This is a genomic window from Dechloromonas sp. A34 (genome assembly GCF_026261605.1).
Classification (GTDB): domain Bacteria; phylum Pseudomonadota; class Gammaproteobacteria; order Burkholderiales; family Rhodocyclaceae; genus Azonexus.
In genome coordinates this window covers 2,859,394-2,871,966 of record NZ_CP102486.1, presented here as the reverse complement: position 1 = coordinate 2,871,966, position 12,573 = coordinate 2,859,394, and the positions used below count along the sequence as shown (strand labels likewise).

General features: G+C 63.6%; 13 protein-coding genes. 11 read left to right on the top strand and 2 right to left on the bottom strand.

The genetic code is table 11. The features are described from left to right. Window positions 1–285: 285 nt before the first annotated feature. The 9 genes from NQE15_RS14375 (at window position 286) to NQE15_RS14335 (ending at window position 9,160) form a co-directional block, all read left to right on the top strand. Window positions 286–438, top strand: coding sequence for a DUF5989 family protein (locus NQE15_RS14375; RefSeq protein ID WP_265942364.1), 153 nt, complete (start codon window positions 286–288; stop codon window positions 436–438). Next, a complete protein-coding gene (locus NQE15_RS14370; RefSeq protein WP_265942363.1) occupies window positions 438–2,606 on the top strand; it encodes a tetratricopeptide repeat protein in 2,169 nt (722 codons plus the stop codon). Before NQE15_RS14375 ends, NQE15_RS14370 begins: the two co-directional genes overlap by 1 nt. Continuing rightward, window positions 2,607–2,828, top strand: a complete 222-nt coding sequence (locus NQE15_RS14365; protein ID WP_265942362.1) for a hypothetical protein — start codon at window positions 2,607–2,609, stop codon at window positions 2,826–2,828. Then, complete coding sequence (locus tag NQE15_RS14360; RefSeq protein WP_265942361.1) at window positions 2,829–4,604, top strand: carbamoyltransferase; 1,776 nt, start codon at window positions 2,829–2,831, stop codon at window positions 4,602–4,604. A gap of 164 nt (window positions 4,605–4,768) precedes the next feature. After that, window positions 4,769–5,416, top strand: a complete 648-nt coding sequence (locus NQE15_RS14355; protein ID WP_265942360.1) for an HD domain-containing protein — start codon at window positions 4,769–4,771, stop codon at window positions 5,414–5,416. Window positions 5,417–5,437: 21 nt separating this feature from the next. Beyond that, complete coding sequence (locus NQE15_RS14350; RefSeq protein ID WP_265942359.1) at window positions 5,438–6,337, top strand: trypsin-like serine peptidase; 900 nt, start codon at window positions 5,438–5,440, stop codon at window positions 6,335–6,337. Window positions 6,338–6,500: 163 nt separating this feature from the next. Then, window positions 6,501–6,845: a hypothetical protein gene (locus NQE15_RS14345; protein WP_265942358.1), complete on the top strand. Its 345-nt coding sequence runs from the start codon at window positions 6,501–6,503 to the stop codon at window positions 6,843–6,845. 31 nt (window positions 6,846–6,876) lie between these two features. Continuing rightward, window positions 6,877–7,359, top strand: coding sequence for a glutathione peroxidase (locus tag NQE15_RS14340; RefSeq protein ID WP_265942357.1), 483 nt, complete (start codon window positions 6,877–6,879; stop codon window positions 7,357–7,359). A gap of 127 nt (window positions 7,360–7,486) precedes the next feature. Next, entirely contained in the window at window positions 7,487–9,160 is a 1,674-nt protein-coding gene (locus tag NQE15_RS14335; RefSeq protein ID WP_265942356.1) for a diguanylate cyclase domain-containing protein, read from the top strand. 11 nt (window positions 9,161–9,171) lie between these two features. Here the strand turns inward: NQE15_RS14335 and NQE15_RS14330 are convergent, their stop codons facing one another. Together NQE15_RS14330 and NQE15_RS14325 are read right to left on the bottom strand one after the other, a co-directional pair. Next, window positions 9,172–10,410, bottom strand: coding sequence for a threonine/serine exporter family protein (locus tag NQE15_RS14330; RefSeq protein ID WP_265942355.1), 1,239 nt, complete (start codon window positions 10,408–10,410; stop codon window positions 9,172–9,174). Window positions 10,411–10,516: 106 nt separating this feature from the next. Then, window positions 10,517–10,828: a hypothetical protein gene (locus NQE15_RS14325; protein WP_265942354.1), complete on the bottom strand. Its 312-nt coding sequence runs from the start codon at window positions 10,826–10,828 to the stop codon at window positions 10,517–10,519. A 127-nt stretch (window positions 10,829–10,955) separates the two neighbouring features. On the opposite strand from NQE15_RS14325, the gene NQE15_RS14320 reads away from it, so the two are divergent. Continuing rightward, window positions 10,956–11,771 (top strand): Mut7-C RNAse domain-containing protein, encoded by an 816-nt coding sequence (locus tag NQE15_RS14320; RefSeq protein WP_265942353.1) that lies wholly within the window; start codon window positions 10,956–10,958, stop codon window positions 11,769–11,771. Between the two features lie 77 nt (window positions 11,772–11,848). Next, window positions 11,849–12,550, top strand: coding sequence for a DUF998 domain-containing protein (locus NQE15_RS14315; protein WP_265942352.1), 702 nt, complete (start codon window positions 11,849–11,851; stop codon window positions 12,548–12,550). The last annotated feature ends 23 nt before the right edge of the window (window positions 12,551–12,573 follow it).

Here is a 12,573-nt window from a genome sequence, read left to right as displayed (position 1 = left end):
AGTCGGCCAGATACGTTTTCGGCCGGTGGCGTTCGCTCTCAAGGGCGATAACTTTTTCCAAGATCCGGGAATGGCGCTCGATCTTTGAATTTTTTGGGGTTTTCACGGGAAACCAATAGCAGTTTATTGCCGACGCTAATCCAAGCTCGACATCGCCGACAATCTGCCCGGCGAAGATGAACGCAGCACCCACACCCTGGGCGACCGGCGCGGTGTCCGGCCAGCCAGATCCGGTGCCCTGCCTCTGCTAAAATCAGGCATTCTTCTTGCATCGCCGGCCATTTCATGAAAGACATCCTGCTCGAATACCTGCGATTCCTGAAGTCCCAGAAAAAGCTCTGGTTATTGCCTCTGGTCGCCATACTTTTCCTGCTCGGGGGAATCGCCTTTTTGGGCCAGGCAACGGTTGCCCTCCCCTTCATCTACGCCCTGTTCTGATGTCCCGTCTGCGTCTGACCCTTTATGCAGTGGGAACCGTACTCTTCCTGCTCGCTGCAATCGAACTCCTGCTTGCGGTGGCCGGGGTCACTCCGCTGGCATCCCGTGGCGACCCTTACCTCGACTTTTCGACCCAGAATACTTTGTTCGTCGAAGAAAAACGGGGAAACGAAGTCTGGATGACGACAGCAGACGCCAAGCGGCAATTCTTCAACCAGCAGAGTTTCCCCCGCCGCAAACCGGCTACTACCTACCGCATTTTCTGCTTGGGCGGATCAACCACTTACGGACACCCATGGACCAACGAGATGTCCTTCTGTGGCTGGTTGCAGCGCTTCCTGTCGGCCACCGACCCATCACGCTACTGGGAAGTCATCAACGCCGGCGGGATCAGTTACGCCAGCTATCGGGTAGCAGCCCTGATGAAAGAACTGGTTTCCTATGAACCCGATCTGTTCATTGTCTATACCGGCCAGAACGAGTTCATCGAGGCCCGCAGCTACGGACATTTGCGCGACCTGCCGAACTGGCTGATCGAGGCCAACACGCTGCTCGCCCACAGCCGCCTGTTCACGGCACTGCGCAACCTCGTTGTGCGTACCGACGACCAGCCCAAACTCGGCCCCGAGGTCGAAGAACGACTGGCCAAGACGGTCGGTCCGGAGGACTATCACCGCAACGATGCCGAACGCACAGCCATCATCGGCCACTACCGTTTCAACCTGACGCGCATGATCGACATGGCGCGAGGCAGCGGCGCCGGTCTGACCCTGATCATGCCGGGCTCCAATCTCAAGGACATGGGGCCCTTCAAGAGCGAAAGCAGCCTGCCCGATCAGGCCGCGCGAGCCTGGCAGTCTCGATTTGCCGCCGCCCTCGGCACCGTCGAACCGCGTACCAGACTGGAACAGCTCGACCGTCTGGCCAGCGAAGACCCGCGTTACGCCGCCTTGCACTACGAGCGTGGCCGCACCCTCGTTACCCTGAACCGAGCGGACGAAGCGAAAACAGCCTTTTTGCGGGCCCTGGAGGAAGACATCGCTCCGCTGCGCATGCTGCCTGAAATGGCAACGCTGCTCCGCACGGTAGCCAGCCAGCATGACGTTCCACTCGTCGATTTCGCCGCGATGATGGAAGAAGCCAGCCGTCAGAGCACCGGTCTCGCCATCCCTGGCAAGGAATGGTTTGTTGACCACGTGCACCCGAGCATTGAAGGCTATCGCCAGCTTGGGCTGGCGCTGCTCAAGCACCTTCAGCAACAGGGCATCGTCCATGGCAGGCTTGACGAAGCTGGCATTGCCAGCATCACGACCCATGCGCTGGGCACGCTGGACGCCGAGGCCAACGGACGGGCGCTGATGAACCTGGGGATTGTTCTCGGATGGGCCGGGCGCATCGACGAGGCCCACCGCCTGCTGCTTGATGCCCGTGCCTTACTTGGCAACCACCTCCCCCTCCTGCTGCGCCTGGGCCTTTCAGCAGAGCGATTGAAACGGACAACCGAAGCGGGCGATATCTATCGCCAGGCGGCCAGCGCTTTTCCCGAGGCACCCGAACCATGGCGCCGGCTGGCTGATCTTGCTCACCAGACAGGTGATCGCATGGCGGAAAAACAGCATCGGACGTCCGTTGTGCAACGCTCCCCTGACAACGCCCAGGATGCCGCAACCCTCGCCGAACTACTGGTGGCCGAAGGCGATTGGGTAGCCGCAGCCGAGCAGTATCGTGCCTTGACCAGGCTCTCTCCGACCAGCTCGACAGCCCACGTGAATCTGGGTATTGCGCTCGCCAATCGGGGCGATGGCTCCGGCGCGCAAACCGCCTTCGACACGGCCCTGAGCATCGACCCCAAAGAGACCGACGCCTACCTCGGGCTTGCCGCGCTGGCCGAGGCCGCTCAAGACGCAAGGCGTGCCCGCGACCTCTACACCAAGGCGCTCCAGCATGGTCCGCAAGAACCGAAGGTGCATCTGAGCTTCGGGGCTTTTCTCGCCAATACGGGCGACCTCAACGCTGCCATCTCTCACTTCAAGTCGGCAGTACAACTTGCCCCCGAGTCGGTAGAGGCCAGGCAGAACCTGGCCATGGCCCTGCGCCAGAGCGGCAGGGCAAATGAAGCCCGCCCGCATTTCGAAGCGGCCCGTCGCCTGCGCGGGGAGATTCCCTAGATGGCCAGGCCAAACTTAGCGGGCACGGTTCGTCTCCGGCTCAAGGATGCCCCCGCCTTCCTGCTCGTAGTGCTGGTATTTTTCCTCGTGGTGAGCCCGGTCGCGCTGGTCCTCCGCTGGCTGGGGCGGGATACGCTGGGTCGGCGCTTCCTGCCTGGCGCCGACTCCTACTGGATCGCCCGCGACCCCAGCCGCGCCAGCAAGCTTCGGGACCAGTTTTAGTTGAACATCGTTGGCATCTCAGCCTACTACCACGATAGCGCTGCCGCCCTGATCGTCAATGGCCGCATCATTGCCGCGGCACAGGAAGAACGCTTCAGCCGATGCAAGCATGACCGGCGCTTTCCCGCCCGCGCGCTGGCCTACTGCCTGCAGGAAGGCGGCCTAAGCCTGAACGATGTCCATCATGTGGTTTTCTACGAGAAGCCATTCCTGAAGTTTGATCGCCTGATCGAAACCTGGCTGGCCTTTGCTCCCCAAGGGCTTGCGGCCTTTCGCCATGCCATGCCGACCTGGCTGGGGGAGCGCCTGTTCCAGAAGCAGCAGTTGATCCGTGCTCTGGAGGAATGCGGCGGGCGCAATATCGCGGACCGGCTGCTTTTCTCGGAACACCATCGCAGCCACGCAGCCAGCGCCTTTTACCCCTCGCCTTTTGACGATGCAGCCGTGCTGACCCTTGATGGCGCCGGCGAATGGGCCACCACCACCTTATCCATCGGCTCCGGTACGCGCCTTGAAACGCTGCGTGAACAACGCTTTCCGCACTCGCTTGGCTTGCTCTACTCGGCCTTCACCGGCCACCTCGGATTCGCCGTCAACTCAGGTGAATACAAGCTGATGGGGCTGGCCGCACTGGGTGAGCCATGCCATGCACAACAGATTTTCGACCGGGTCATTGACCTGAAGCCCGATGGCAGTCTCCGCCTCGATCAATCGTACTTCGGCTACTGCACGGGCCTGACGATGACCAGCCGGCGCTTCGAAGAACTGTTCGGCCCGGCGCGCCAGCCGGGCGAGGCACTCACCGCTCACCATGCCAATCTTGCCGCCTCCATACAAGCCGTCACCGAGGAAGTCGTGCTTCGACTTACCCGCGCCATTGCTCGCGACACCGGCGCCAGAAATCTCTGTCTGGCCGGCGGTGTCGCGCTGAACTGCCTTGCCAACAGCCGCATCCTGCGGGAGAGCGGATTTGAGGAAGTCTGGATCCAACCGGCGGCCGGAGATGCCGGCGCTGCCATCGGCGCCGCCCTGTTGGCGCACCACGAACTGGGCGGCGACCGCCCTCTGGGGCGAGGCATTGATGACATGGCTGGCGCCCTGCTCGGGCCAGCCTACTCACAGGCTGAAATCGAGGCCGAGCTGAACAAGGTGGGGGCCAGATATGTGGTCCTCGATGATCCGGAACTCATCGCGGCAACTGCCAGCGCACTGGCGACCGGACAAATTGTTGGCTGGATGCAGGGGCGCATGGAATTCGGGCCCCGCGCACTGGGCAATCGCTCGATTCTTGCCGACCCGAGGCGACCGGACATGCGTGATCGCCTAAACCTGAAAATCAAGGAACGCGAGGCCTATCGCCCCTTTGCACCGGCCATACTCGCCGAAGACGTTGCCGACTGGTTCGCTCCAGCCATCACCAGCCCCTACATGCTGTTAACTACCGAAATTGCCACTCACCGCCGCGTGGCCAGCGAGGCAACCGGGTTTGACCGCCTGAAGAGTCCATTGTCAGAACTTCCGGCCATCACCCACGCCGACCATACCGCCCGGCTGCAAACGGTCAGCACCGCCACCAACCCCCATTTCCATGCCTTGCTATCCGAATTCAAGGCACTTACCGGCTGTCCTGTCCTTGTGAACACCAGCTTCAACGGCGCCGACGAAGCGATTGTCTGCTCACCGACGGATGCCTACACCTGCTACCGAAAACACGGGCTGGACTTGCTTGTCATTGGCAACTGCCTACTCCGGCGCGAAGCCTCCACACCCGATTAATGGAGAGCGTTTCCGGCCATGATCGAATTGCTTCCTGGTCCCCACCTTAGCTGTACAGGGAAAATTACTGCACGTTGCACCTGCCCACGGTCCGAAAAAAACCAGCCCCAAGCCGCCCGCCGAGCTTTGCTCTCCGGTTACGATCTTTCCCCGAGGAGAACCCCATGCCAAATCTAGTCGACCGCGTCGCGGCCCATGTCAAAGCCAGATTCCTCGCCGAAAGCTCCGGTCACGACTGGCACCATATCAACCGGGTCTGGCAACTGACCCGCCAGATCGCCGCCCGCGAGGGGGCCAATCAGGAAATCGCCGAACTGGGCGCGCTGGTGCATGACATCGCCGACTGGAAATTCCATGGCGGCGATGACAGCGTCGGGCCGCGCGAGGCCGAGGCCTTGCTGACTCGCGAAGGGGCGCCGCCAGACGTCGTGGCGGCGGTGGTCGATATCGTGGCGACTATTTCGTTCAAGGGCGCCGGCGTCAGTAGCGCGATGCGCAGCCTGGAAGGCCAATGCGTGCAGGATGCCGACCGCCTGGATGCCATCGGCGCCATCGGCATCGCGCGCTGCTTCGCTTATGGCGGGCACGCCGGGCGCCTGATCCATGACCCTGACTACCCGCCGGTGATGCATCAGACGGCCGAGGCCTACAAGGCATCCAAGGGCGCCAGCCTGAACCACTTCTACGAGAAGCTCTTTCTGCTCAAGGAGCGCATGAACACGCCGTCCGGCCGCGCCCTGGCCGAGTCCCGCGACCAGTTCATGCACGCCTTTGTCGCGCAGTTTCTCAACGAATGGGCTGGCGCTGCCTGATCGTTGGGCTAGTCTTGATTCATGCCTCGACTCAAATCACCCGGCCAGACCACCGCCTCATACCCGACACGGCAAACCCGCTGCGTTCTGCTGCTTGCTGCCCTGGCGTTGCTGCCCGGGTGCGCCGCGCGGGCAGCGTTCGACAGCGAGTTGCAGCCGCTGGCGGCGGACTCTGCCCTCACCGGCAAACTAGGGGCGGTCGGCATGGTCGTTTCGGGGGAACCAGGGTCGGCCATTTCGATGGCCACCGGTTTCCTGATCAGCGCCTGCCATGTTCTGACGGCAGGCCATGTCCTGGCGCGCACCGGCAAAAGCGCAAGAATCGGCATGCCGGTCAAATACATCCCTAAGGGCGAGAGCGGCCGGGCTTCGGTGCCGGCGGTCTGGGGGCGGGTGGTGGCGGCCGATCCCGATTTCGTCATGAGCGAAGGCCCGCCCGGCTTTGACCTGCGAGCCATTGCGCAGGACTGGGGCCTGGTCGAGCTGGATCGTCCGCTGACCGGCGTCGAGCCGATCAAACTGGTTTCCCCGGGATCGCGGGTGGCACGCGACGCCCTGTTCTCGATTGTCGGCTACCCCCTGGGCCGCCGACAAAGCGGCCTCTATGCCGACGAGCACTGCCGCAACTGGTCCGGCCACCATGGCGCGATCAGTCTGGCCAACGTGATCTTTGCCGATTGCGCGGTGCGCCAGGGCATGTCCGGCGGCCCCTTGCTGCTCGACGACAGCGCGACGCCGCTGGCCGCCGGCATCGTGGTAAAACGCGTGGTGATCAGCCAGAAGGTCATGACCGTGGCGGTGCCGAGCCATGTCTTCGCCGAGAAGATCATGGCGACAATGCGCGACAGCGAGGTCTGCGCTGCCGGATCGCCCTTCGCCTTGCCGTCCTATCATGCTCAACAGGATGCAGTGGCCCCCTGAGCCTTCGCTGGCGCCGGCCGGCCCTCCCGCATGACGAATGTTCGAACTAGTTCGGCCAAGCGGCAATCAAAGCACGCATAGCCACCCCGGCCACGCCCCCAGCCCCAACACCAGACGCGCCTCGCTGAACGGCATTTCCAAACCGAACAAGAAAGGGTCTGCCATGAACGCTCCTCGCTTCAACCCCGCCTGGCCGGACACATTTGTCGGCCGCCAGGTGCCGGTCTTCCTGCTGCTGATCGGTCTCGGCTTGCCGGCAGCACTGGCCGCCGATGCATCCAAGGGTCAGTCCCTGCACGACAAGCACTGCACCAGCTGCCACGTCGAGCAATACGGTGGCGACGGGGCGCAGATGTATCTGCGCAGCAACCGCCTGATCCAGAGCCGCCCGGCGCTGGACAAGCGCGTCGCCTTCTGCAACAAGATGGTGAAGGCCGGCCTCTCGCCGGATGACGAAAAAGAAATCAGCGCCTACCTCGCCGAGCGCTATTACAAGTTCGCCCCCTAAGCCGTGCCCCAACAATACAAAGGAAAACCCAATGAGCAACTCGATTTACGACTTCAGGGCCAGCCGCCTCAACGGAGAGGAAGAACAGCTCGAGGTATACCGGGGCAAGGTGCTGCTGATCGTCAATACCGCCAGCGAGTGCGGCTTTACACCCCAATATGCCGGTCTTGAAACGCTATACCGGAATCTCGGGGTCCGCGGGCTGGTTGTCCTCGGCTTTCCCTGTAACCAGTTCGGTGCCCAGGAACCCGGCGACGCGGCTGCCATCGGGCAGTTCTGCCAGGCCAATTTCGGGGTCAGCTTCCCGATGTTCGCCAAGATCGACGTCAATGGTGACAACGCCCACCCGCTCTACAACTATCTGAAACATGAGGCGGCCGGCCTGCTCGGCACCGAGGCGATCAAGTGGAACTTCACCAAGTTTTTGGTGGATCGCAATGGTCAGGTGGTCGAACGCTACGCCCCTGCTACCAAGCCGGAAGAGCTGACGCCAGCGATCGAAGCCTTGCTGTAAATCGGGCCGGGGGCTCGCGATCTCGAAAGGTGGCGGCAAAACGGCACCAATTTTGCTTGAACCGGTGACGCGCGCCGAGCACGTTTTGCCCAACTGCACTGCGCCACAACAAGAAAGCGCACACCAGATGAACGAATTTGCCCGACCAAGCCCCCGCCACTGGGAATCCGATTCCCATATTCGGGTACCCACTCAGCCGTCGCAAATCCTCCTGTGGCTGACCGACGCCGAAGGGCGCATCGAATTTCTCAGCCCGTCGTGGTCGCGGTTCACCGGCCAGGAGCGCCCCGCCCTGATCGCCGATGGCTGGGCGCAGGTCGTTCATCCGGACGATCTGGCCAGTTTGCACGGGGCCTTTCAGCGTGCCGCCAGGGAGAACCAGGGCTTTCGCCGGCACGTCTGGCTGCGCCGGCGGGATGGCATCTACTGCGGCATGGCGTTCGAGAGCCTACCGCGCATCGCCCCATCCGGCGAAACCGTCGGCTTCACGGGTTTCTGTCTCGATCTCTCGCCGGCCGTTCATGCCCTGCCCGGCGCCAACCCGGCCGACCATCGCATTGCCGAACTGCTCAAGCAAATCCGCCTGCCGGCGACGGTAATCGACCTCGACGGGCAACTGATTTTCTTCAACCAGCCCTTTCTCGACCTGATCGACGAACCACCGCGCGAGGCGATCAGCCGCCCGTTCTTCGGGCACTACGCCGAAGCGATTGATGAGCCGCCGGCCGAACGTCTGCGCAAAGTCGCCGACACGCCACCGCACGCTTTCGAGTGCGCCGTCCGCGACACCGCCGGCCGCTCGCACCTGATGTCCTGGCACGTCACCGCGCTGCGCGACGAAAGCGGGCAGATGACCTGCAGTGTGCTGATCGGCGAAGACATTACCGCCCAGCGCCAGAAGGAAGAGGAATGGCGCCTGACCCAACGGGTCTTCGAGACCACCGACGAAGCGATGGTGGTTACCGACAGCAAGGCGCAGATCATCGCAGTCAACCAGGCCTTCACCCGGCTGACCGGTTACACGCGCGAGGAAGCGATCGGCCTGAATCCGCGGGTGCTGCAATCGGGGCGCCACGACCAGGCGTTCTACGAGGAGATGTGGCGAACGCTTTCCGAGAACGGCCACTGGCAGGGCGACATCTGGGACCTGCGCAAGGACGGCACGATCTATCCGAAATTCCTCTCGATCAGCACGCTGCGCGACAGCGAGGGTAAGGCGACGCATTACTGCGGCATCTTCTACGACATCACCGAACGCAAGACCTTCGAGGACAAACTCGAGCGCCTGGCCCACTACGACGTGCTGACCGGCATTCCCAACCGTTCGCTGCTCTTCGACCGCCTCGAGCTGGCGACCGCCGAGGCGATGCACAGCGGCGGCAAGGCGGCGGTGCTGTTCATCGACCTCGATCGGTTCAAGAATATCAACGACTCGCTTGGCCATGCGGCGGGCGACCAGGTCCTGCGTGAAGCGGCCACCCGCATCTGCAGCACGATCCGCCGCAACGACACGGCGGCGCGGCTCGGCGGCGACGAATTTGCCATCGTCCTCCCCGACCTCGATGACCCGCAGCACGCCGCACTGGTCGCCGAGAAAATCATCGAATGCATGAGGACGCCGTTCCTGATCGATGGCGCCCCGGTCACCGTATCGACCAGCATCGGGATCAGCCTTTTCCCGGCCGACCATCACCAGCCCGACAAGCTGCTCGAACTGGCCGACCAGGCGATGTATAAGGTCAAGGCGCGGGGCGCCAACGGCTACCAGTTCTGCAGCGATCCGGGAACCGCGCCGGCTTGAGGCTGCCGGATCTAGCCGGCCTTGCCCTCGCCCCGCCGTTCGAAGAGCAGGGGCAGGATGTTGTCGGCAAGCAGCAGGCCGACGGCGAGCACGGCGCCGGTCATCACCATGTCGGTGAGCAGGCTGATGCCGGCGGTGCTGTCCTGCTGGATCAGCGCATGGACGCCGCGAAAACCCATGGCGCCCGGCACCAGCGTAATCAGACCGGGAATCTGGACGAGGGCGACGGGGCGTTTGCTCAGGTACTGGTAAAGATGGCCGGCACTGGCCACGGCCAGCGCGCCGACGAAGGCGCCGACGACGTTGCCCATTCGGGCATCGACCAGAGAATAGACGGCCCAGGCGAGCAGGCAGGCGCCGACCGAGACATTGACCGATGACCACGGCGCCTGCAGCACGGCGAGCAGCGAGACGCCCAGCCCGGCAATCGCCGCCCAGATCGCCCAGGCGGGCAGGACGGCGGCACTTTCCGGCAGCGGCACGGCCGGCAGCCAGGCGAGGCTGACCTGGGTGCCGATGGCGAGCCCGGCGCCCATCAGAAAAAGCAGCACGAAAGCGCCGGTCAGCCTGCCGGTGCCGGCTAGGTAGTTCTGGGTGGCGATTTCAGACATCGCGATGGTGATCATGAAACCCGGCAGGAGGAGCACGATGCCGGCCACCGCCGAAATGAACGGCACCTGCTGCGGCAGGAGCTGGGCCAGCCCCTGCGCGCCGATCGCCGCCAGGGCGCAGAGAATGACCGGCACGGCCGGTCCGAGGCGCGGAATGCGGGCGAACAGCAGGAAGCCGGCGACGAAGAACATGCCAATCACCCCGCCGCACAGCATCTCGACCCAGCCGCCGCGCAGCAGCAAGGCGACCGAGGCGGAGAGCGGGAAGCCCATGAGAACGAAACGCCAGCCCGACCACGGCGCCGGCTGGCCCATGATCGCGGCGAGCCGCTCGGCGTAGACCGCCAGATCATCGACCGAGGAAATCTCGCGGCACAGCGCATCGAGCCCGATCAAGCGGGCCATGTTGTAGTCGTAGGGCGGCAGGCGCAGCAGTTCGACACGCCGCGCGTGATCGCCGGAAACCACGGTCAGCGCCAGGAAGGTCAGTACTGCGAAACCTTCGACCCGCGCGCCGAGGCGCTGGCCGATGTCCTTCATCGCCCGTTCCAGATCGTGCGCCGGCGCGCCGCTGACATGCAGCGCCTGCCCGAGATCGCGCAGAAACAGCGCCAGTCGCGCCAAGGTTTGTTCATTCATGGTCAGGGAGACACGAGGGCGATCGCGTCGTCGGATACAAGGATCAGCACTTTACCTCAGGACAGCTGCAAGCTCGGGCGCTGCCCAGCGGGAAAGCCAGGCAGTGCTAGGAATCCGGCTGCCCGCGCAGGCGCTTGAACAGCGCCGCGCAGCTTTCATCAAGGACGGCGCCCTGTGCCTGCAACAATTTGATATGGAGCACGAGATTTTCCAGAACCAGCTTGGCGGCCACCGCCAGCAGCACGCTGCGGTAGTCTTCCTCCCCCAGTTCCTCGGCCCGCTCGGCAATGCCGTGAATCTGATCGCAGACCAGCCGGCGCAGGTCGTCTTCGGCATAGGGCAGATCGCCATAATCGATCGGATCTTCGGCCTCGACTTCGCGGATCAACTCGACAAGCTCGGTGGTACTGATCGTCATGGCAGCTCCCTTCGCGGCTGTGCTTCATCCTTGAAATCAGACCATGCCGGGCGCCAAAAGGTGCCCGGTTATCGGCCTTGTACTATTCTGGAGGTGAGTTGCCGGTAGGGCCGGGGAAAGGATAACCATGCCCAAGCGAATGCCATCCGTCACACCATCAGCCGCCGAGCCAGCGGCCATGGTGACGGCCAGCTTCCGTTTCTACGAGGAGCTAAACGATTTCATCGCACCGGAGCGGCGCTATCGCGACTCCGACCTCGCCTGCGCCGCCCGAGCCAGCCTCAAGCATGTCATCGAGGCGGTCGGCGTGCCGCACACCGAGGTCGAACTGATCCTGGTCAACGGGGTCTCGGTCGGCTTCGAACAGCGCGTGCAGGCGGGCGACCACGTCTCGGTCTACCCGAAGTTCGAAAGCCTCGACATCGGCCCCCTGCTCCGTCTGCGCCGGCAGCCCTTGCGGGTAACGCGCTTTGTCGCCGACGCCCATCTCGGCGGCCTGGCCCGCCTGCTGCGCATGGCCGGTTTCGACACGCTTTACGACAACCATTTCGCCGATGACGAAATCGAGCGCTTGGCGGACAGCGACAGCCGCATCGTGCTGACCCGCGACCGGGCATTGCTCAAGCGGCGCAGCATCACCCACGGCTGCTACGTCCATGCCCTGAAGCCGGCGGCACAACTGGTCGAGATCCTCGCCCGCCTCGATCTCACCGCCCGCGTCCGGCCACTTTCGCTGTGCCTCGAATGCAACACGCCGCTGCGCTCGGTAACCAAGGCCCAGGTCGTCGATACCCTGCCCCCCAATGTCCGCAACGGCCAGCAGCGGTTCAGCACCTGCAGCGTGTGCCAGCGCGTATTCTGGGAAGGCAGTCACTGGCAACACATGCACGAGCGGCTGGCACTAGCCATCGCCGCCGCTGCACCTCAGGAAAAACCTGCATGAACCGGCATCCCGTCCTGCTCTTTCTGCAACTCATCAGCGTCGTCAGGCGCTACCTCGCATAAGGTCGAACCGCACGCATGCCAGCCAAAGCCAAGCCCGCATCGCAAGCGCCGTCGCAGCAAAAATCCGGCGCCGATCTGGCAACTCGGATGCTCCGTGCCGGCCTCCTCTGTGGCCTGGTCGCACCCGTTCTCTGGGCCGCCATGATCGTGATTACCGGCGAACTGCGCCCCGGCTTCGATCATGTCGTCCAGTACATCAGCGAACTCGGCGAACGCGGCAGTTCGACCGAAATTCCGATGCGCTACGGCGGTTTCGTGGCGACGGGACTGATGCACATTGGTTATGCACTGGCGTTCTACACCACGGTGAACTGCGGCACCCATCGTTCACGGCTGACGCTACTCGTCGCCCTGCTCATCGCGCTCAACGGCCTCGGCCGCATCGGTGCCGGCATCTTTTCCTGCGAACCGGGCTGCGCCGCACCGGATGTTCTGAGTCAGCGCCTGCACGGCCAGTCGGCGACCATCGCCTTCCTCGCAATCGCCGGCGCCGCCCTGCTCGGCGCCATTCTCTTCCGCAGTACCCGGCAGCTGCGCTCGCTGAGCGCCTATTCGCTGATCTCCGGCGGTGCCGGCCTGATCTTCCTGGCGCTGATGTCGGCCAGCGAAGCGACGCATGCCCACACCGGCCTTTATGAACGCCTGGCCTCGGGCGTGCTGACGCTGTGGGTCTTCGTCACCGCCCTGCGCTTGCGCGGGATCGATCATGACATTTGACGGAACTGTTGCCTTCCCCGCCT